Below are 21,679 nucleotides of genomic sequence, written 5' to 3'. Positions count from 1 at the left end.
TAGAGCCGCGAGCTGCTCTATATCCCATTGGGTTATTCTTTCTACAACCCTAACGATTTTGTTGGGCGATAAAAGCAAGCGAGTGCTGGTTGAATAAATCTGGGCGTTCTACATTACAAACATGGCCACATTGGTGAATAGTTTGCAGTACGCTATTTTTATGGCGCTTAACCATTTCTTTAACCGGGCCAAGGAACATGTGATCTTCTTTACCCATAATGTAAAGAATGGGTATATCAATGTCTTTTTCTTTGAAGTACTGCATTAAGGGGTTTACGTCCATGGCTAATTTAAACCATTTTATGAACTCTTTTTGGCACAAGCGTTTTGCTTCACGAACAAACAAAAGTCGAGACTCTTTATGACGCTTTTTCGGCATCATAATAAAAGCAAATAAACGATACAGCCACATGTAAGGCAACAAGTGTTTAAAGGTATTGCCTAAATAAACCAAGGTATTACTACGAGTGTTAAAACGAGTAACCGCTCCACCTAGCACCATGCTAGAAACATATTGCGGGGCGATTTCTGCAATATTTCGAATAAGAATTGTGCCCAATGAAATACCAACAAAATGTGCGCTGGTTATATTGTTATGATCTAACACATCGATAATGTCTTTAGAGACATTATTAAATGAGTAATTATTATCAACAAAGTTTTGTAATAGATCATTCGATTTACCGTGACCGCGAAGATCAAGCAACAACACATTATATTCTTTTTTATAAGCTTTAAGCTGACGAAACCAGATTGCCGAACTCCCCCCTGCGCCATGAACAAATACTACCCATGTTTTACTGGTTTCATGCACAAAAATAGTATGGAAAAGAATGTCTTTGCTCATTGCAGTTAGCGGCCTATTTACTTCAGTTGGCTGATTAAATTGTAGAAAGTATAACGGAGTTTAGAAAAAATCTCTTATGAAGTTCCGATTAATGGCTGCAATATTACAGGATAAAACCCGTTTTGAGTTGTTAGTTATCAATTAACTGGCCAAGAAAGTGAGCAAGTATTCTCAATTCTCATAAGCACACTTATCAATCATTCACTGAGTTAATCTATACCAAGTACACATTGACTTGAAAATAACTTTTCAGATTGTATGTCCCTCCTTCAATAGCATCTTTGCTGATTATTCACGCATTTAGCAGCATAATCCTGCACTAATTGCGCAGCTTTTAAACACTGTTTCATATTCGTGACAGTCAGTAACTAATACGCTACAACAAATTTATATCCAAGACATAAAAACACATGAAATGTGTGGTTAAAAACTATATTCTTCGGCGCAATTATTATGATAAATAATGGATACACACATGACAACATCTCAAGGTGCAACGCTTTCAAATGCACCAGCACAAGACGCACACACGTCTAAGTCAAAATGGAACCTGCACGATACGCAGTGGACACTGAGCCTTTTTGGCACCGCAGTAGGTGCTGGTATTTTATTTTTACCGATTAATATTGGTATTGGTGGTTTTTGGCCACTGATTATTATGGCGTGTTTAGCCTTTCCAATGACCTTTTTAGCGCACCGTGGTTTGGCGCGTTTTGTATTATCATCAAAAAATAAAGAGGCTGATTTTACCGATGTAGTAGAAGAACACTTTGGCGTAAACGCGGGTCGACTGATCTCCTTATTATACTTTTTATCAATTTTTCCTATTTTGCTTATTTACGGTGTGGGTTTAACCAATACGGTAGACAGCTTTATGGTCAATCAGTTAGGGATGGAGTCGCCGTCACGCGTTGCTTTATCGGGTATTTTAGTTGCACTAATGATTGGCTTAATGATGGGCGGTGAACGCTTAATGCTGCGCGCCTTTGCTATTTTAGTGTACCCGCTAGTGGGTATTTTATTCTTTTTGTCTTTGTATTTAATCCCAAGCTGGCAAATGCCCGATACAGCCTTGCCTGAGCTAGGTAGCTTTAGTAAAACACTTTGGTTATCGATTCCTATTATTGTATTTTCGTTTAGCCATGCAGCGGCTATTTCAAGCTTTGTTAATAAGCAACGCAGTCACTATGGTGACCTAGCAACGTCTAAGTCAGAGGCGATTTTAAAGCGTACTAGTTTATTACTGATCACCTTTGTTTTGTTATTTGTGTTCTCATGCGTGTTATCGCTTACCGGTGACCAAATGGCTGAAGCAAAAGCGGCAAACGTCTCTGTTTTATCTTATTTAGCTAATATTACAGAAAACTCATTTATTGCAACGCTGGGGCCTTTGGTTGCCTTTATTGCGATTATGTCGTCGTTTTTAGGTCACTTTTTAGGGGCACGCGAAAGCTTTACTGGGTTAGTGACTAAACACTCAAACATGAGCCCTAAAGTCGCTGACAAAGTGGGTGCGGTACTGATGTTTTTCGCTATTTGGTTCTGCGCGGTTAAAAACCCAAGCATACTAGATATGATGGATCAGTTATCAGGCCCAATCATTGCTATGATTTTATTCATTATGCCAATGATTGCAGTTTACAAAGTGCCTAGCTTACAAAAATACCGTAACCGTTTAAGTACCTTATTTGTACTGGCTGTTGGCTCATTAGCTGTATTTGCGTTACTGTACAGCATGCTTGGCTAAGCAGTATTTATTACAAAAGCCCAGTATTTTGCTGGGCTTTTTTGTGTCTACGGTTTATCGCAAATGATTTGTTTATATTATTGTTTGTGCAATGTTAGCTTATATATTCGTCCAAAAAATAAGCCAGCCATGCAAAATAATAAATACGTTTTTTTACTCACTTTTATACTCATACTACTAAGCCCTGACATTAAAGCCGCTGAGCCCCCTACTATTCTATCAATGAAAGAAAGGGCTGCGTTTATCGATAGCATTACCGAAAAACGTATTAAGACTTTATTACCCACATTAATGCAGCAACACAGTATAGATATGTGGCTAATGATAAGCCGCGAATATAATGAAGACCCGATATTAAAAACCATGCTGCCTGCTACATGGCTCTCGGCAAGGCGCACCACTATTTTATTATTTGCAGTTAACAAACAAGGCGGTGTTGACGCCTTTGCAATTGCGCCTTACAAAATAGGGAGTATTTTTAAAAAGGTCTGGGATAAGCAAGCACAGCCTAATCAGTGGAAAGCGCTCAATACGCTTATTGAGCAATACCAACCGCGAAATATTGCTCTCAACACATCTACAGATTGGGCACATGCCGATGGGCTAGTGCTTGGCGATTACACCACTTTAATGGCCAACTTACCTGCGATATATAAAAATAAAATAACCTCAGCCGAGCCGCTGGCTGTTGCATGGTTAGAGCAACGCATTCCAGAAGAAGTGGACATGTACAAACACATTGTTGCTATTGCTCACTCTATTATTGCTGAGGGCTTTTCAAATAAAGTAATTACGGTGGGCAAAACAACCAGCGACGACTTAGTATGGTGGTTTAGAGAGCGCGTAAGGGAGCTTAAGCTGCAAACGTGGTTTCACCCTAGTATTGCAATACAACGCGCCGACAGTAAATCGTTCGACCACGAAGACAGCTTTACCAACGGCTATGCCGATAATGTTATTCAAGCAGGCGACTTATTACATATCGATTTTGGTATTAATTATTTGCGTTTAAATACAGACACTCAACAACACGCTTATGTTTTAAAACCAGACGAAACAAAAGCCCCCGATTACCTTGTTGATGCGTTAAAAAAGGGCAATAAGCTACAAGACATTTTTACGGCTGAATTTACAGCTGGGAAAACAGGTAATCAGGTATTAAAAGCCGCCCGCGAAAAAGCCATTGCAAAGGGGTTAAAGCCCACTATTTATACTCACCCGCTCGGCTATCATGGTCATGCAGCTGGTACAACACTAGGTATGTGGGATGCTCAGCAAGGTGTGCCGGGTGATGGCGATTACCCGTTGCATTTAAACACGGCGTACTCGATTGAGCTTAACAATGCGGTGTTTATAAAACCGTGGAATAAAGAAATAAGAATAATGCTTGAAGAAGATGCTATGTTTGATAAAACCGGTGTGTGGTACCTCAATGGCCGACAAACCCAGTTATTACTTGTTAAGTAGCATTAAACAACACATACAAAAATGGCGCTCAATGAGCGCCATTTTTATTTAATCTAATTGCTATTATTCTGTATCTGGCAGGTTACGGCCATAAAATATTTCTTGCATTTCACGTGTTAGCTTTGAGCGAATCTCTTCTTCTTCGTCATCTGACAAATCATCAGTAGATAAACCAAATAAATACGTATTTAAATCGGTTTCTTTTAACATCATTTTGGTATGGAACAGGTTTTCTTGATACACGTTCACGTCCATCATTTGGTACGCTTCTTTGGTATCTTCTGTCATGAAGTTTTGAATCGAATTAATTGCATGATCAATGTAATGTTTAACGCCGTTTACATCACGGGTAAAACCACGTACACGGTAATCAATCGTTACCACATCAGACTCAAGGCTATGAATTAAGAAGTTTAACGCTTTAAGCGGTGAGATAATGCCACAGGTTGATACTTCAATATCCGCACGGAAAGTACAAATACCATCATCTGGGTGTGCTTCAGGGTATGTGTGAACACAAATGTGGCTTTTATCAAGGTGTGCAACCACTGAGTCAGGTAATGGCCCTGGTGCTTCGTCAGCATCATAGTTTTGCTGCTCTTCTACAGGCTCTTCTGAAACTAAAATAGTTACACTGGCACCTTGTGGCTCATAATCTTGACGTGCAACATTTAAAATATTGGCACCAATAATATCAACCACATCACCTAAAATGTCGGTTAGTCTATCTGCACTATACTGCTCATCGATATATTCTATATATTCTTTACGTTGTTGCTCTGTTTTTGCATAGCAAATATCGTAAATACTAAAGCTTAGGCTTTTAGTTAAATTATTAAAGCCATGAAGTTTAAGTTTATCGAAGGGTTTGTTCATATAAACCAACCTATAAATTAGTGAAATCTGCACCTGCAGAATGAAAAGTTCGCGGATTTTATACGAATTTCACTCACGGAAAAAGCGTTATTTTTCCTGATCTTCAACAACTTCATGGCTATGGGTAATTTCTACTGTTTTATCAAGCATTAATGCAACTGAGCAATACTTTTCGGCAGAAAGCGAAACCGCTCGCTCTAGGTGTTTTTCAGATACATTCTTACCAGTTACAACAAAGTGCAAATTAATTTTAGTGAACACGCGCGGGGCTGTTTCTGCTCGTTCAGCAGTTAATTGCACATCAACGGATGAGAAGTCTTGCTTGGTTTTTTTTAAAATACTTACCACATCAACCGATGAACAGCCACCGACAGACATAAGCACCATTTCCATTGGGCTTGGTGCTGCTCCCTCACTACCCGCATCAAATACCACATTATGATTACTATTAGAGCGGCCTATATAGGTATTACCTTCAACCCATTTTACATTTGCTTGCATTGTTTTATCTCATTAGTTTAATTTTGCATTCATTACACGCAGGCTCTCACGCGCATTTAAATTAAATAGCGAATAAAGCGTGGTTTTTAAAGGGGGAAATATTAATTAATAGCGTTATCAAATAAGTTTTTAACTAGTCCAGCAAACTCGTCAATAAAAGCATGCTGTTCTACTGTAACAGTGTGAGAGGTCACACTACTAAGCACTTCTTGTAAATCGTAAACAATGCCATCAACCTCGCGCACAATTTGACTGCGTTGCTCTGTAGAAAGGTCTGGGTGTTGTTGACAAATGCGTATGACATTTTCGGCAATTACATCTTCAATTAACTCAATAACGGTTGGCGCACCTGGCTTTATTTCACCTGCCTTTTCAAACAACGCTAAGTTCTGAGTTAGGTACATTATTAAATCATCGTACCCTTGCCTGTTTAAAACCATCGTTTATTTACCTCAAAAATACTGATTGCTTAATTTAAGCAGAAAGCACTGATAATTGCTAGCTTTGTGAGATTGCAATACAAAAAAAGCAGCCGAAGCTGCTTTTATACTAATTAAGTCGTACTTAACTAGGGTCTGTTGACCTTACAAGGTTAAATCCGCAAAGGTCAACAGACCCTAATGCTCAGAGCACTTAATCTATTTTTAAGCCTGGGCTTAATGTTGCTGGCATGGTTACTTTTTCAAGTTCCACAGAAGCAACAGGGTATGCACAGTAATCGGCAGCGTAATAGGCGCTTGCTCTGTGATTACCTGAGGCACCAATGCCACCAAACGGTGCAGCACTTGATGCACCTGTAATTGGGCGGTTCCAGTTAACAATACCCGCACGAATACGACGTAAGAAATGGTCGTAATCAGCTTGGTTATCACTTAATAAACCTGCTGATAAACCAAAGCTAGTGTCGTTTGCTTTATCAATTGCTTGGTCAAAGTCATCAAAGCGGAATACTTTTAAAAGTGGACCAAAGTGCTCTTCATCTGGGAAGTCTTTAATATTTGTGCACTCAATAATACCCGGTGTAACAAAACCGGTGTTAGCTGTATGCTCAAGCTCAACTAACACGTCACCACCCATGGCTTTTAACTCGTCTTGCGCTTTAACCATACCAGCAGCAGCGGCCGCTGAGATCATTGAACCCATAAACGGTTGGTCAGCGTCGTCGTAGTTACCAACTTTAATTGCTTTAGTCGCTGTAATTAAGCGCGCTAAAATTTCATCGCCTTTAGCGCCTGTTGGTAAAAACAATTTACGCGCACAGGTACAACGTTGGCCGCTTGAGATAAACGCAGATTGCACAATATCGTGCACTACAGCAAGAGTATCTTCTGCATCTTTAACGATTAGCGGGTTATTACCACCCATTTCAAGCGCTAAAATTTTATCTGGTTGACCTGCGAACTGTTCATGTAAAATATGACCCGTACGTGAAGATCCAGTAAAGAATAAACCATCAATGCCTTTGTGTGACGCCAATGCTTTACCTGTTTCTACTTCACCTTGAACTAGGTTAATTACCCCAGCAGGTAAACCGGCTTTTTCCCATAGTTTAAGGGTTAGCTCAGCCACCATAGGTGTAAGTTCAGATGGTTTAAATACCACAGTATTACCGGCTAAAAGTGCAGGTACAATGTGGCCATTTGGTAAGTGCCCAGGGAAGTTGTAAGGACCAAATACAGCAACAACACCATGTGGCTTATGACGGATCATCGCACGACCTTGCGGCATAGCGTTTTCAACATCACCAGTACGCTCTAAAAATGCTTTTTCAGCAATGGCAATTTTACCTACCATGGCGCCCGCTTCAGTACGTGTTTCCCAAAGTGGTTTACCTGTTTCTTGTGCAATAGCAACCGCTAGATCTTCGCTGTGCTCTTTTAATGTTGCAGCAAAGGTTTTTACAATCTCTAAACGCTCACTAAAGCTTTTATCAGCCCAACTGTAAAATGCTTCACGTGCTGATGCTACAGCGCTATCTACTTGCTCTGCGCTTGCAGCTGATGCCTGCCAAATAACGTCGTTATTTGCAGGATTAACTGAGTTAAATTCTGTGCCTTGGCCTTGCGACCATTGACCATTAATAAATTGTGCAGGATGAGTCATATACTTTCTCCTAAATTAAACTGGGGTAGCAGTAACAAAGTCGCCCGATTTTAAATGTAATGCATCAGCAAGTTCTTGCGTAAGCACAAGGCTGTTTGAACGCGAATCAAATGCCATAGGAACAACGGTTGCTCTAAAGTCTTCAAGCTTATCATTGGCTAGCAATACCATGGTATCACCTGTCATTTCGCCAATTTCAACACTAAAGTTTTGTGCATTACGTACAGTAGCAATGTTATCTACTTTTGCTTCAACGGTTGGGCCTGCATCAAAAATGTCGACGTAACCATTAAAAGTAAAGCCTTCACTTTTTAATAACTGAATAGCTGGGCGCGTATTATCGTGTACTTGACCAATAACCGCTTGCGCTTCTTTACTCAATAAGTTGACGTAAATTGGGTATTTAGGCATTAACTCAGCAATAAACACTTTTTGGCCAATTCCCGTCAGATAATCTGCGGTTGGAAAATCCATTGAGAAAAAGTGCTCTTCAAGCCACTGCCAAAACGGGCTACTGCCGTTTTCGTCAGATACGCCACGCATTTCTGCGATAACGGTTTGTGCAAAGCGTTGCTGGTGCTGTTTTATAAACATAAAGCGTGCTTTTGAAAGCAGCTTACCGTTACAATTTTTACGATAACCGTCTTTTAAAAACAGCGTACACAGCTCTGTAGCCCCAGTGTAGTCATTACAAAGGGTGAGAATATCTACCGCTTTATATACATCTAGCGTGCGCGAAGAGTGAATCACTTTACTCAAATGATAGTGATAAAATGCGTCATCTAAGCCAACTGCCGCTTCAATACCTGAAGTACCAACTACTTCACCAGTTTCAGTATCTTCAAGAACAAATAAGTAACCCTCATCACCTGGTTGTGATGTCGTTTTTGTAAATGAGTTAACTGAATGCGCTATCTTCTTTTGTAATAACTCTTCATTATTAGGCAAAGAAGTAAAGCCATGTCCCGACTCGTCGGCGATGGTTACTAAAGCTGCATAATCACTTTTTTGGATTGGGCGAAGGATCATCATGAATCCGCTTACTCCCTTATATATAACGGTAAATAGGAACTGCAAGGCAAACTACGTTTGCCCCTAAAGAAGTTGAATTAGCAATTACGCATTTACAACGTGGGCTACTGCTTTTTCAAAGCGTGCCATACCTTCGCGAATATCAGCTTCTGGTATTACTAAAGATGGAGTGAAACGAACCACATCAGCACCCGCTACAAGTGACATTAAGCCATGCTCAGTACCGGCTACTAAAAACTCTTTAGCGCGCCCTTTGTACTGCTCATTAACTACGGCACCGATTAATAAACCTTGGCCACGAATTTCACTAAATACATGGTACTTTTCGTTAATCGCATTAAGTAGCTCGGTAAATAACGCCGCTTTTGCTTTAACGCCCGCTAATACTTCTGGGTTGTTCACTGTATCAAATGCGGCTTCTGCAACTGCACAGGCTAGTGGGTTACCGCCGTAAGTAGAACCATGAGTACCTACTTTAAGATGCTGTGCAATCTCAGTGGTTGTTAGCATAGCGCCAATTGGAAAACCGCCACCAAGTGCTTTTGCTGAAGTTAAAATGTCAGGTACTACGTTTAAGCCTTGGTATGCGTATAGCTCACCCGTACGACCAACACCTGATTGCACTTCATCAAAAATAAGCAATGCATTGTGCTTAGTACATAAATCACGAACGCCTTGAGCAAATTCGTCAGTTGGTGAGATAATACCGCCTTCGCCTTGAATTGGCTCCATCATTACTGCACAGGTGTTATCGCTAATCAACGCTTCAAATGCGGCAAGGTCATTGTAGTCACAATGAACAATGTCGCCTGGCTTAGGGCCAAAACCGTCAGAGTAAGCCGCTTGACCGCCTACAGTAACCGTGAAGAAAGTACGACCGTGGAAACCTTTATTAAAGGCGATAATTTGCGACTTCTCTGCGCCAAATTTATCAAGCGCAAAACGACGCGCTAATTTAAGTGCCGCTTCGTTTGCTTCTGCGCCTGAGTTTGCAAAGTAAACTTTTTCTGCAAAAGTCGCATCAACCATTTTTTTAGCTAAGCGAAGTGCTGGCTCATTGGTCATTACATTTGATAAATGCCAAATTTTTTCGCCCTGCTCTTTTAATGCACCCACTAATGCAGGATGGCAGTGGCCAAGACAGTTAACGGCAATACCACCAGCAAAGTCGATAAACTCTCGTCCTTGTTGATCCCATACACGAGAACCTTCGCCTCGAACTGGAATTACGCTTGAAGGTGCGTAGTTAGGAACCATTACGTGATCAAATAATTCGCGATTGACTGTCATTTTATTTCCTCTTAATTGTGTGCATCACAAAGCAGTAGAATAGGGGTGTGATTATTGTTAATAACCAAATGTGTCGGCAAAAAATAATAGCTATGTATTTGCCTGAAACTACGTTGTGGTTCAATTTTCAGGCGCTCATTATTTCAGAAATTTAGGGTTATGTCTCTTCAAAAACTTTCATGTACCCCTTTAAAATAAAGGGCTTAAGATATTATTTCATAGATAGTGAATAACTATTTGAGAGCTAGTAATGATGTGCATTTACCTTAGTCAGCGCCTCTACAACGAAAAAAGCATAGCGCTTATAAACCAACTGCACATGAATAAGTAGAATTAAAGTGAATGAATAGTCGAAAAAAATTAACAGATTTAATCGATTTGAAGTGCCAAATTAGTAAAATTAGCTGTTTGTAAGGTCTCTAACTCTTTTTTTGTAAACTTATAATAGCTAAACCAGCTTTGTAATTCATCGTCTTCAATAAGCTGGTGCTCTTTTAAATTTAAGTACTGAGAGTAGCAGCGAGCTTTTAAAATTACTTGCGATAATGGCAATAAGCTTTCACCTTTTTCTGTCCCATTCACTAACTGCTGCATAACAGTGTTAAAGGGTAAGTATTTAAATGACATGGTTTCAATCACCTTGGCGCTAACAAGCAGTGATTTTTCATTCAGCAATGTCGTTAAAAATAGCGGGTCAGGTTTTAACTCCAACAACGCAGTGTGTAGGTTTTTGTCACCTTCTTCACGAGCACGCTGTATTTTGCGTTGCCATACTTGCTCAAACACTTTTAAGTATAAGCGCACTAAGGCAATTTGCCCCACATTTAATAACATGCCTAAGGTAAATGCATGCATGGGATTTAACCCATTAAGCTGCGCTAGAGTTTGTGCCGCAATAGCACATGACATAGTATTGTCTTTTAACCTGCGCTTTAATAGCGGAAATGGTGCAGTACTGTTTGGCATCCAATGGCGCACTGCAAAAGTAGGCACTACCAGTTGCAGGTTGTCTAAGCCTAAATAACGTAATGCCAATGCTGGGGTATCTACTTTGACTGAGGTGCCTTTACTGCGTTGCTTACGATAAAAAGGTAAATTAACTAAGGTAACCAGCTCTCGTCCAAGCCAGTTTAAATCGTTAATTAGCGGCTCTAAACGACCGACCGATGCCGCGCGTGTTGCAAGAATATCAAGTATCGCGGGCACATTATCATCTATACCAACAGTGTCTTTGATGACTAAATCTATGTCTTCAAGACGTTTGGCCATCACGGTTTCAATAACCGTATGTAATTTTTGACTGGTTTTTGCCTGTAACTTTTGATGTGAAGTACTTTTTTGTTGACGCTTTTGCTGAGCGGCCACTTCAACTTCTAATAAGGTACGCTTTTTAACGGGTTTACCGTCATTGAGGTCTAAGGTATGAATAAAGCCTATTTGCTGATTAGCAAAACTATGACCCAGTAGCAAATCATGCGCTCGTTGGTGTAGCACGTTAACAATTCGCTGTTGCTGCAATGTATCGGTCATAAACTCTATCTTAAGGCAAAAAAGGAAAATAGCTTACAGGTATAAGCCTAGAAGCGCGTTAAAAAGTTATCAAGTAAGGCTAAGCCTTGCTCGGTCAAAATTGCTTCAGGGTGAAACTGCACGCCTTCAAGTGCAAGCTCGTTATGCAACAATCCCATAATTTCATCACGCAGCCCAGTTTTACTTTGTGTCCATGCTGTTACTTCTAGTTCTTTAGGCAATGAGTGTGCTTCAACAATTAAAGAATGGTAGCGGCACACTGTCAGCGGGTTGGGTAAACCTTTAAACATACCTTGATGCTGATGATAAATTGGCGATGTTTTTCCATGCATAACCTGTTTAGCGCGCACCACCTTACCACCTAGCACCTGAGCAATGGTTTGGTGCCCCAAACAAATACCTAATATAGGATAAGTTCCTTTAAATTGCTCTACAACAGATAACGATACTCCCGCTTCACTTGGGCTTTTAGGGCCTGGAGAAATCACAATATGATCGGGGTTTAACTGTTTAATTTCGCTCAGCGTTATTTGGTCGTTACGTTTTACTACCACTTCTTGATCTAATCGTTGAAAATACTGTACCAAATTGTAGGTAAACGAGTCGTAGTTATCGATCATTAAAAGCATGTATTAAAGTACTCAAAGTAATTAGGCGGATGGTTATTGCATGCATATTCTAACTGAAGGCTTTGCAGGTGTCAGTGTTTTGCAGCTCAGCTAATACAAATAGCTCGCTTACAATCAGCAATGGTTGATTTATTTTAAATCAGCCCAAGCTCTATTATATGAGTAATTCAGTAGTTACAAACTGTCTATCAGTAAAGTGACCTGCATTATCCAACAGCGCATTAAATACGTATAAACAAGGAGTAACCTATGTTAGGCGAAGACCATTCATTAACTAAAGACTTTCCTGATTACACGCAAACAATTGCAAAACTCAATGCAAATGATGAAAACTTTGCTACTAAAGCAAAACAATACAATGAAATCGATAAAGAAATTCGGGTACTTGAACTACAAGACTCACCTATCGATGACGAAGCTATGCAGCAGCTAAAGCACGGCAGAATGGTATTAAAAGATTGGTTACATCAACAATTAACGAGTACTAATTAATCACTATTGCTTGGCGTCTATTAAATAATAGGCGCCAAAATTTAATTATCATTTCCCTGTCCTACCCTCTGCGAATCTATAATTTTAACCATTATGGTGCAAAAACATTGCTATTCGTTTAGCTTAAAGACAAGCTACCTTTATCTAAATTAAACAACGTTATTTTTTATGGCTAAATACTTACTCTCGATTGATCAAGGAACGACAAGCTCTCGGGCTATTTTATATACCAAAGATGCACAGGTGATAGGGAGTGCTCAACAAACCTTCCCTCAGCATTTTGTAAAAAATGGTTGGGTTGAACACGACCCAGTAGATATTTGGCAAACTGTATTAACCAGCGTCAAAAACCTCTTAGCGCAGCAACAAGTAACTGCCGCCGACATAATTGCCATCGGCATTGCTAATCAGCGAGAAACCACTTTAGTGTGGAATAAAAAAACTGGGCAACCTATATATAACGCGATTGTATGGCAAGACCGACGCACTAGTGAATATTGCGATAGTTTACGCCATGCTGGGCATACAAAAATGGTGAATGATAAAACCGGTTTAGTACTCGACCCTTATTTTTCTGCAACCAAAGTTCGTTGGATTTTAGATAACGTCACTGGCGCTAAAGAGCAAGCACACGCAGGTGAACTAGCATTTGGCACGGTAGATACCTACTTATTGTGGCAATTAACCGGCGGTAAAGTGCACAAAACCGATGCCACTAATGCCTCACGAACTTTACTGTTTAATATTCATCAGCAATGCTGGGATGAAGAATTACTGGCTTTATTTGATATTCCACTGGCTATGTTACCTGAGGTAATGGACTCAGCGGCTGATTTTGGCGTAACCAGCAGCGAGTTGTTCGGTAGTGAAATTCCTATTTGTGGTATTGCTGGCGATCAGCAAGCGGCTTTAATTGGTCAAGCATGTTTTGAAGAAGGTATGGCAAAAAGCACCTACGGCACGGGCTGCTTTTTAATGCTTAACACTGGCGATAAAGCACTAAAATCAAGTAATCGTTTATTAACCACTCTTGCATATCGGCTCAACGGAAAACCAACCTATGCAATTGAAGGCAGCATTTTTATGGCGGGTGCCACCATGCAGTGGATAGTAGAAGGCCTAAAGCTATTAGAAAACGCAGGTGAAAGTGAAGCCCTTGTCAAAGGTGTTCCCTTAGATCATGGGGTGTTTTTAGTGCCCTCGTTTACAGGCTTAGGGGCGCCCTATTGGGATGCAAATGCAAGAGGCGCTATTTTAGGCCTAACCCGAGATTCAGGCATTAGTACTATTGTGGCAGCTGCCTTGCAGTCGGTGGGTTATCAAACCAAAGATTTACAAAAAGCCATGGAGGGTGACGGGCTTCGTCCTAGTATTTTAAGGGTTGATGGCGGCATGGCAAACAATAATTGGGCCATGGCATTTTTAGCTAACATTTTAGGCGCAAGCGTTGAACGCCCAACCTTAACCGAAACCACTTCATTGGGGGTTGCCTACTTAGCAGGGCTGCAAACTGGGGTGTATGAATCAACTGCGCAGCTTGCCAACATGTGGAAAAGCGATCGTCGCTTTGAACCAACCATGAGCAGTGAAGAGCGCAACGATTTATACGCAAAGTGGCTACATTGCATTGCACAAGTTAGACTTTCTAATAGTACTGACGACGAGAGTGACTAAACACAGGGAAATCTATGAGCGCACACGACAACGAATATGACTTACTCATTATTGGCGGTGGTATTAACGGCGCTGGCATTGCAGCCGATGCTAGTGGTCGTGGCTTAAAAGTACTCTTATGTGAGCAGAACGATTTAGCCTCTGCTACCTCTTCTAATAGCAGCAAACTTATTCATGGCGGGCTTCGCTATTTAGAGAATTATCAATTTAGATTGGTAAGAGAGGCCTTGCGTGAGCGTGAAGTACTGTTAAAAAAAGCACCGCATATTATGTGGCCACTGTCTTTTCGACTGCCGCACCAAGCACATTTGCGTTCGCCATGGATGATTCGCATGGGGTTATTTATTTATGACCATCTAGCCTGGCGTAATACTTTACCCCCTTCAAAGGCGATTGAGTTTAACAGCGATAGCGTACTTAAAAGCAGCATCACCCAAGGCTTTGAATACGCAGACGGCTGGGTTGATGACGCGCGCTTAGTGATTTTAAACGCACAAGCAGCGCATAACTTGGGCGCCACAATTGCAACACGCACGCGCTGTATTAAAGCCACCCGTAACGCAAACTATTGGGATGTAATTTTAGAGCAGCAAGCTAGCAAGCAACACCTAAATATTAAGGCTAAAAGTGTTGTAAATGCTGCAGGCCCTTGGGTCGCGTCATTATTTGAAGATGTATTTACCCAGCCCACACCACATACTGTTCGCCTTGTAAAAGGCAGTCACATTGTGGTGCCTCGAGTTCATAGCCAGCCGGTTGCCTATATTTTACAAAACGAGGATAACCGTATTGTATTTGTTATTCCTTATGAGCAAGATTACTCACTAATTGGCACCACTGATGAAGATTATTCCGGCGATATTGCTGATGTAAAAATTAGTGAGCAAGAAATCGAATACCTGATCAGTATTACTAATCATTACTTTAAAAAACCAATAAGCAAAGCGGATATTGTGCACACGTTTAGTGGCGTGCGCCCGCTGTTAGATGACAAATCAACAGATGCCCAAGCGGTCACCCGCGATTACAAACTGATATTAAATAATGAAGCTGATCACGCCCCATTATTAAGCGTATTTGGTGGCAAAATTACCACCTATAGAAAGCTTGCAGAAAATGCCGTTAATAAATTAGCGCCCCTTTACCCAAAATTGAGTCGCTCGTGGACGAAAGACACCCCTTTACCAGGTGGCGACTTTAGTAACCAAGCATACCTTATCGCACAGTTAGAAAGCAGCTATTCTTGGCTGCCAATCGACACCTTAAAACGTATGGCTCGCAGCTATGGTACGCTTAGTTATCAATTATTGGGTAAAAGTCAAGCAATCGGCGATTTAGGTTATCACTTTGGCCATGGCTTATATGCAAAAGAAGTTGATTACTTAGTAAACCATGAATGGGCAAAAAGCAGCGCAGATATATTGTGGCGCAGAACTAAGCTCGGACTACGCTTTACTGAAAAACAAGTCATTGCTCTGGCGCAATATTTAACTAAACATCCTGCTTGCCACAACTAAACTGCGATTAACTCGTGGCAACAAGGTGCTGTGTTAATGCAGCTTTTTCATCAGCCGAAAGCGTTTGCTTTGTTTTGCTGGCAAAATCGTATCGCACCATGACAGTTTTACCAATTGCACAGCACTTATCTTGCTGCCAGGCTTCTTGGCGGATCACAAATGAGCTATTACCAATCTGCTCTATGCTAGTGTTAATTGTCACCTCATGAGCATAAAATAGCTCACCGACAAACGACACTTCAACCTTAGCAATAATTAACTTCCAATTGTGAGGATTAAGATCAGGGGTAAAAAATTTAAAAATAGGTACTCGGGCTGCTTCAAACCAAACTGGGAGTACGGTATTGTTGATGTGTCCGAGTGCATCCGTTTCGCTAAAGCGCGGCATCACTTTTTCAGTAAACATAATAATCCATAATAATTAAACAGGTAACTCATGACGGACTTTATCCGCGTGTATGACAACGCGCTCAGCAGTGACTTTTGTGATAACTTTATCACTACCTTTTCTCAAAGCCCGCATATTAAACAAGGGATGACATCGGGCGGCGTTGATCTTAATAAAAAAGATAGCCACGACCTGCACTTAAACAATCATCCTGAATACGCAGAACAATTAAAACATATTCAACAAACCACTGCACAGTATGTTTTTAAATACATTGAAGAACATATTTTTATGATGATTGGGGCATTTGGCTTAAAAGTGTATCACCCAAAAACAGGCCAGCCGGTAGATTTGACTCATGCCAATTATGACGAAGTAGGTAAACCACAACTTCCTTTATTGGTGCAGCAAATTTTTAGGCTCGGTAATATTCAAGCACAAAAATATGAGGTCAATAAAGGGGGCTACCCGTATTGGCATAGTGAGGTGTATCCGCAGTTACAACATAATGAAGCCCTGCACCGGGTATTGTTATTTATGTTTTATTTAAATGATGTTGAAGAAGGCGGAGAAACCGAGTTTTATTATCAAAATCGTAAAATAACCCCTAAAAAAGGCAGCATGGTGGTTGCTCCAGGATATTTCACGCATACACATAGAGGCAATAAGCCAGTATCAAATGATAAGTATATTTTAACCTCATGGGTTTTGTTTAATCGAGCAGAGCAAATATATGGAACGCCACAAAGCTAGGTAATCAGCCAATAAAAAAGCCATAAGTAATTTTTACTTATGGCTTTAAAAAGTATTGAATAAATAAGAGATTAACCTAGTAGCTCATCAAACAAATTAAATAGCGTGTCCATTTCTTCTAGAGTGTTGTAGTGCATGCAACCAATGCGTACTACGCCGCCCTTATCAAGCACACCCAGTTGTTTGCATAAACCTTGGGCGTAAAAATTACCATCCCATACACATACATGCTGTTTGCCCAAAAATTCAGACACTTGGCGAGGCTCTAACCCTTCAAAGGTCAGTGCAAACGTAGGGGTACGCTCACTTAAGCGAGCTAAGTCATCAATACCAAACAATTTAATACGCGGGTAATTAACCAGGCGTGTTAAAAAGTATTCACTAAGCGCCATCTCGTGTTGTTTCGTTTTTTCAAACGCAACACGCAGTTTTTCTCGGCGTGAGTGACTGTCATCAAGTTCGCTAATTGCCGCAATGTAATCAACCGCCGCAATAAAGCCCGCTAGTGCTTCAAAACTTTGGGTACCAGTTTCCCAACGACCAGGAGCAATATCTTTCGCTGGCTCTACTTTATAAGGTGTAAACCCTTCTAAGTGCGAAGCTTTACCGTATACCATACCTAAGTGCGGACCAAAAAACTTATATGCAGAACACGCTAAAAAGTCACAATCTAATGCTTGCACATCGATTAGTTCATGAGGGGCATAATGCACAGCATCAACATACACCAATGCACCGACATTGTGCGCAAGCTCTATAATGCGTTTAATATTGTTAATAGAGCCAGTGGTATTTGAGGCATACGTAACGGCAACTAATTTAGTGTTAGCGTTTAATAAGCTTTCAAAATGCGCCATATCTAAACTGCAATCGGCTTCGTTAATTAGCGCTGTGTTAACCACTGCACCTTTATCTTCAGCGGCTTGCTGCCAAGACGATACATTTGAAAAATGATCTGCATTGGTCACAATAATTTCATCGCCTGCTTGCCAACTGCGTGAAATCGCGCGGCTGAAGCTAAACGTAAGGCTGGTCATATTAGGGCCAAATACAATATTTTGTGCACTAGGGGCATTTAACAAATCAGCCGCCGCTTGACGCGCATTAGCCATCAGTTCAACCGTTTTGTCACTTGAGAAAAACGCACCGCCCAAGTTTGAATTATAATGCCCTAAATAAGCAGTCATGGCACTGAGTACCGGTTGTGGTACTTGTGAGCCACCTGGTCCATCTAAAAACACCGGTGACTTGCCATCAACCGTTTGCATTAAAGCGGGAAATTGCGCGCGCAATTGCATTAAATTCATTTTATTTCTCTTAAGCAGTTAGTACAAAACAATCCAGGTAACCTGGTTTATTGGCATCAATTTTGTTCATTGGCGTGGCGTTATGCCATACCTGACGATCATTAATTAGTGCAAACATGCCGTCTTTTATTTCCATTTTAAAACACGGTTCTGCTTGTTGGTTTTCATAAACCAATAGCTCACCGCCTTCTAAATTTTCATGAGAAACACCACATACGCATACATGGTCAAACCCGTCTTGATGCACACCTTCAGGGGCTGCTGGCGTGTCGCTATCAATCGCAAGCATTCTAAATTGGTGAATTTCAATATCACGATCTACATCAATACCGGTAATCGCACAAAATTCGCTAACAATATTTTTCATACCCTCAGACTCAAGCAAGCTTTGCTCTAAATTTTCGTAAGTACGTTCAACATTACCTTGAAAGGTATTAATTGAATCGTCTTGCACAAACGCTTTAGTCGCTTGAAGGTTGAGCTCATCATTTTGTAGTTTAACTACTGAATAACGGCGTTTGCGAAACGCACCATCTGCATATGGGTTTGCAGGTAAGTTATCAAAAGAAGGCTTAACCAAATCAATGTTGGCTTGGTTAATAAAACGAAGTTGCAGTAAATTCTGGTTGTTTAATGCGGTCATAAAATCCTGCTTATAATAATGATAATATTGGCAGGGATTTTAATGCATATAGCGAGGATTTTTTGCTTTATTATCCAACTCAAAAGCAAATAATAATTAAATTTAATTCAATATAAGATTATTAAAGCATGAATAATCCAAATTAAATTTAAACGATAAAAAACCCGCCGAAGCGGGCTTTTCATTCAAACTCTATTAATTATACAGCTTGCTGAATAATTACGTTGTCTGCTTTTTTAGTGTACTGAGGCATACGGTGGAAGTTCAAGTAACGGTAGGTATCTGCTGCCGTTGCATTGATTTTCGCTGCATATTCTTGGTACTCAGCCGGAGTAGGTAATTTACCTAAAATTGCCGCTACTGCTGCCAGCTCTGCTGAAGCTAAGAACACATTTGCGCCTGTACCTAAACGGTTAGGGAAATTACGTGTTGAGGTAGACACAACAGTTGCTTTATCTGCAACACGTGCTTGGTTACCCATACACAGTGAACACCCAGGCGTTTCAATACGTGCTCCAACACGACCAAAGATACCGTAGTAACCTTCGTCCGTAAGCTGGTCTTTGTCCATCTTCGTTGGTGGTGCAACCCAAAGCTGTGTTGGGATACGACCTGTAAAACCATCGAGTAATTTACCCGCGGCGCGGAAGTGACCAATGTTAGTCATACAAGAACCGATGAATACCTCATCAATTTTCTCGCCTGTTACGTCAGATAGTAAACGCGCATCATCAGGGTCATTTGGCGCACACAGTACTGGCTCTTTAATGTCAGCTAAGTCGATTTCAAGCACATGCTTGTACTCTGCATCTTTGTCCGCTTCCATTAGTTCTGGGTTAGCTAGCCATTCTTGCATTGCTGTAATGCGGCGCTCAATCGTACGAACATCGCCGTAACCCTCAGAAATCATCCACTTAAGCATAACAATGTTAGACTCAAGGTATTCGCTGATCGACTCTTTAGAAAGCTTAACAGTACAACCTGCTGCTGAGCGCTCTGCTGATGCATCTGATAGTTCAAATGCTTGCTCAACAGTTAAGTGCTCAACTCCTTCAATTTCTAGTATACGACCAGAGAACTCGTTGATTTTACCTTTCTTCTCAACCGTTAATAGCCCTTCTTTAATACCGTAGTAAGGGATGGCATGAACGAGGTCACGCAACGTGATACCAGGCTGCATTTCACCTTTAAAACGAACCAAAATCGATTCAGGCATATCAAGTGGCATAACACCTGTTGCTGCTGCAAATGCGACCGCACCTGAACCCGCTGGGAATGAAATACCTAATGGGAAACGAGTATGTGAATCACCACCGGTACCTACGGTGTCTGGTAATAACATACGGTTCAACCATGAGTGAATTACACCATCACCAGGACGAAGCGATACACCGCCACGGTTCATGATGAAATCAGGAAGTGTATGATGCGTATTTACGTCAATTGGTTTAGGGTAAGCCGATGTATGACAGAAAGACTGCATGGTTAAATCTGCAGAGAAGCCTAAACAGGCTAAGTCTTTAAGCTCATCACGTGTCATAGGACCGGTGGTATCTTGCGAGCCAACCGTAGTCATTTTTGGTTCACAGTATTGGCCTGGGCGAATACCGGCAACATTACATGCTTTACCCACCATTTTTTGCGCAAGCGTAAAGCCTTTATCTGACACTTCAGTAACTGCTGGTACTTTAAATACGTCAGTTGCACCTAAACCCAGTGATGTACGTGCTTTGTCTGTAAGACCGCGACCAATGATCAGTGGAATACGACCACCAGCACGAACCTCATCAAGAATGACGTCTGATTTAAGTGTGAACGTAGAGATCACGTCATCAGTACCGTGACGTTTAACAACCCCTTCATAAGGGTAAATGTCGATTTGGTCACCCATGTTGAATTCATCAACATTTAATTCGATTGGTAATGCACCCGAGTCTTCCATTGTATTAAAGAAAATAGGCGCAATCTTATTACCTAAACAGACACCACCTACGCGCTTATTTGGTACAAATGGGATATCAGCACCCATAAACCAAAGCACAGAGTTAGTTGCTGATTTACGTGAAGATCCCGTACCAACAACATCACCTACGTAAGCAAGTGGTAAGCCTTTAGTTTTTAATTCTTCGAGCTGGGTAACTGGACCTACTTCACCGTTTTTATCAGGGTTAATGCCATCACGTTCTGTTTTAAGCATCGCTAGTGCGTGAAGTGGAATATCAGGACGTGACCATGCATCTGGGGCTGGCGATAAGTCATCAGTGTTTGTCTCACCAGTGACTTTAAATACAGTAACCGAGATCTTTTCAGCAACAGCTGGCTTATTAGTAAACCATTCTGCGGCAGCCCAAGACTCAATGATTTGTTTGGCGTATGTATTACCTGCTTTTGCTTTTTCTTCTACATCGTAAAACGCATCAAACATTAATAATGTGTTTGAAAGGCCCTTAACTACGATTGGCGCTAACGCTTCGTCATCAAGTAGGTCAACCATTGGCGCGATATTGTAGCCACCAAGCATAGTACCTAGCAATTCAGCTGCTTTTTCTTTAGAGATAAGTGGAGAAACGGCTTCACCTTTAGCAACAGCCGCTAAAAAACCAGCTTTAATATAGGCTGCATCATCAACACCCGGCGGTACACGATTGATTAGTAGTTCTAGTACGAACTCTTCTTCACCTGCAGGTGGGGTTTTAATTAGCTCAATAAGATCAGCCGTTTGCTGAGCATCTAATGGCGCTGGTACGATACCTAACGCGGCACGTTCTTCTACGTGTTTACGATATTCTTGTAGCACAGTATTGCCCTCTTGGTGACGTGAAAGTATTCGGAAGTGTTTATAAAACAAACCATAACCCAATACTTATAGTATTCTAACGCTCG

General features: G+C 41.0%; 19 protein-coding genes. 6 read left to right on the top strand and 13 right to left on the bottom strand.

Features of this window, described 5'->3' with window-relative positions; genetic code table 11:
• Window positions 1-49: 49 nt before the first annotated feature.
• Window positions 50-847 (bottom strand): alpha/beta fold hydrolase, encoded by a 798-nt coding sequence (locus tag AC0VZ5_RS01220; protein ID WP_036955729.1) that lies wholly within the window; start codon window positions 845-847, stop codon window positions 50-52.
• A 475-nt stretch (window positions 848-1,322) separates the two neighbouring features.
• Here AC0VZ5_RS01220 and AC0VZ5_RS01215 point away from each other — a divergent pair, with 475 nt between their 5' ends.
• Window positions 1,323-2,594, top strand: coding sequence for an aromatic amino acid transport family protein (locus tag AC0VZ5_RS01215; RefSeq protein WP_138570120.1), 1,272 nt, complete (start codon window positions 1,323-1,325; stop codon window positions 2,592-2,594).
• A 129-nt stretch (window positions 2,595-2,723) separates the two neighbouring features.
• A complete protein-coding gene (locus tag AC0VZ5_RS01210; protein ID WP_475473861.1) occupies window positions 2,724-4,061 on the top strand; it encodes a M24 family metallopeptidase in 1,338 nt (445 codons plus the stop codon).
• A 63-nt stretch (window positions 4,062-4,124) separates the two neighbouring features.
• On the opposite strand, the gene speD is transcribed toward AC0VZ5_RS01210, so the two are convergent.
• The 8 genes from speD to AC0VZ5_RS01170 form a co-directional block, all read right to left on the bottom strand.
• On the bottom strand, window positions 4,125-4,937 hold the full coding sequence (speD, locus tag AC0VZ5_RS01205; RefSeq protein ID WP_010392088.1) for an adenosylmethionine decarboxylase: 813 nt from the start codon (window positions 4,935-4,937) through the stop codon (window positions 4,125-4,127).
• Window positions 4,938-5,024: 87 nt separating this feature from the next.
• The gene (locus AC0VZ5_RS01200; RefSeq protein ID WP_475473858.1) at window positions 5,025-5,438 is read right to left on the bottom strand and encodes an OsmC family protein; all 414 of its coding nucleotides are present in this window, start codon (window positions 5,436-5,438) and stop codon (window positions 5,025-5,027) included.
• Window positions 5,439-5,539: 101 nt separating this feature from the next.
• Window positions 5,540-5,878 (bottom strand): DUF3802 family protein, encoded by a 339-nt coding sequence (locus AC0VZ5_RS01195; RefSeq protein WP_178954635.1) that lies wholly within the window; start codon window positions 5,876-5,878, stop codon window positions 5,540-5,542.
• 193 nt (window positions 5,879-6,071) lie between these two features.
• Window positions 6,072-7,541 carry a succinylglutamate-semialdehyde dehydrogenase gene (gene astD / locus AC0VZ5_RS01190; RefSeq protein WP_475473856.1) on the bottom strand — a complete coding sequence of 490 codons (1,470 nt, stop codon included), beginning with the start codon at window positions 7,539-7,541 and terminating at the stop codon, window positions 6,072-6,074.
• 15 nt (window positions 7,542-7,556) lie between these two features.
• Window positions 7,557-8,573, bottom strand: a complete 1,017-nt coding sequence (gene astA, locus AC0VZ5_RS01185; protein WP_055012478.1) for an arginine N-succinyltransferase — start codon at window positions 8,571-8,573, stop codon at window positions 7,557-7,559.
• 84 nt (window positions 8,574-8,657) lie between these two features.
• Window positions 8,658-9,863 carry an aspartate aminotransferase family protein gene (locus AC0VZ5_RS01180; protein ID WP_008108435.1) on the bottom strand — a complete coding sequence of 402 codons (1,206 nt, stop codon included), beginning with the start codon at window positions 9,861-9,863 and terminating at the stop codon, window positions 8,658-8,660.
• Between the two features lie 369 nt (window positions 9,864-10,232).
• Window positions 10,233-11,393, bottom strand: a complete 1,161-nt coding sequence (locus AC0VZ5_RS01175; RefSeq protein WP_475473853.1) for an HDOD domain-containing protein — start codon at window positions 11,391-11,393, stop codon at window positions 10,233-10,235.
• Between the two features lie 47 nt (window positions 11,394-11,440).
• The gene (locus AC0VZ5_RS01170; RefSeq protein ID WP_109875692.1) at window positions 11,441-12,022 is read right to left on the bottom strand and encodes an anthranilate synthase component II; all 582 of its coding nucleotides are present in this window, start codon (window positions 12,020-12,022) and stop codon (window positions 11,441-11,443) included.
• 249 nt (window positions 12,023-12,271) lie between these two features.
• On the opposite strand from AC0VZ5_RS01170, the gene AC0VZ5_RS01165 reads away from it, so the two are divergent.
• The 3 genes from AC0VZ5_RS01165 to glpD all read left to right on the top strand — a co-directional run bounded on the left by AC0VZ5_RS01165 (window position 12,272) and on the right by glpD (window position 15,705).
• Complete coding sequence (locus tag AC0VZ5_RS01165) at window positions 12,272-12,514, top strand: HP1242/YdcH family protein (RefSeq protein ID WP_138606683.1); 243 nt, start codon at window positions 12,272-12,274, stop codon at window positions 12,512-12,514.
• Window positions 12,515-12,682: 168 nt separating this feature from the next.
• Window positions 12,683-14,188: a glycerol kinase GlpK gene (gene glpK / locus AC0VZ5_RS01160; protein ID WP_138606685.1), complete on the top strand. Its 1,506-nt coding sequence runs from the start codon at window positions 12,683-12,685 to the stop codon at window positions 14,186-14,188.
• A 14-nt stretch (window positions 14,189-14,202) separates the two neighbouring features.
• Window positions 14,203-15,705: a glycerol-3-phosphate dehydrogenase gene (gene glpD, locus AC0VZ5_RS01155; protein ID WP_464710474.1), complete on the top strand. Its 1,503-nt coding sequence runs from the start codon at window positions 14,203-14,205 to the stop codon at window positions 15,703-15,705.
• A 7-nt stretch (window positions 15,706-15,712) separates the two neighbouring features.
• Here the strand turns inward: glpD and AC0VZ5_RS01150 are convergent, their stop codons facing one another.
• On the bottom strand, window positions 15,713-16,111 hold the full coding sequence (locus AC0VZ5_RS01150; protein WP_055012471.1) for an acyl-CoA thioesterase: 399 nt from the start codon (window positions 16,109-16,111) through the stop codon (window positions 15,713-15,715).
• 30 nt (window positions 16,112-16,141) lie between these two features.
• Between AC0VZ5_RS01150 and AC0VZ5_RS01145 the strand changes: the two genes are divergently transcribed.
• The gene (locus tag AC0VZ5_RS01145; protein ID WP_138606689.1) at window positions 16,142-16,846 is read left to right on the top strand and encodes a 2OG-Fe(II) oxygenase; all 705 of its coding nucleotides are present in this window, start codon (window positions 16,142-16,144) and stop codon (window positions 16,844-16,846) included.
• Window positions 16,847-16,917: 71 nt separating this feature from the next.
• Here the strand turns inward: AC0VZ5_RS01145 and AC0VZ5_RS01140 are convergent, their stop codons facing one another.
• From AC0VZ5_RS01140 to acnB, 3 genes are all read right to left on the bottom strand, one after another.
• Window positions 16,918-18,153: a cysteine desulfurase-like protein gene (locus tag AC0VZ5_RS01140; RefSeq protein ID WP_464710480.1), complete on the bottom strand. Its 1,236-nt coding sequence runs from the start codon at window positions 18,151-18,153 to the stop codon at window positions 16,918-16,920.
• A 10-nt stretch (window positions 18,154-18,163) separates the two neighbouring features.
• Window positions 18,164-18,796, bottom strand: coding sequence for a 2OG-Fe dioxygenase family protein (locus tag AC0VZ5_RS01135; protein ID WP_464710483.1), 633 nt, complete (start codon window positions 18,794-18,796; stop codon window positions 18,164-18,166).
• Window positions 18,797-18,995: 199 nt separating this feature from the next.
• Window positions 18,996-21,593: a bifunctional aconitate hydratase 2/2-methylisocitrate dehydratase gene (acnB, locus tag AC0VZ5_RS01130; protein WP_464710485.1), complete on the bottom strand. Its 2,598-nt coding sequence runs from the start codon at window positions 21,591-21,593 to the stop codon at window positions 18,996-18,998.
• Window positions 21,594-21,679: the final 86 nt, after the last annotated feature.

The organism is Pseudoalteromonas sp. QJM3NY_12, from assembly GCF_056173165.1.
The sequence above is the reverse complement of the archived record's forward strand: the minus strand, read 5'-3'. Positions and strand labels throughout refer to the sequence as shown.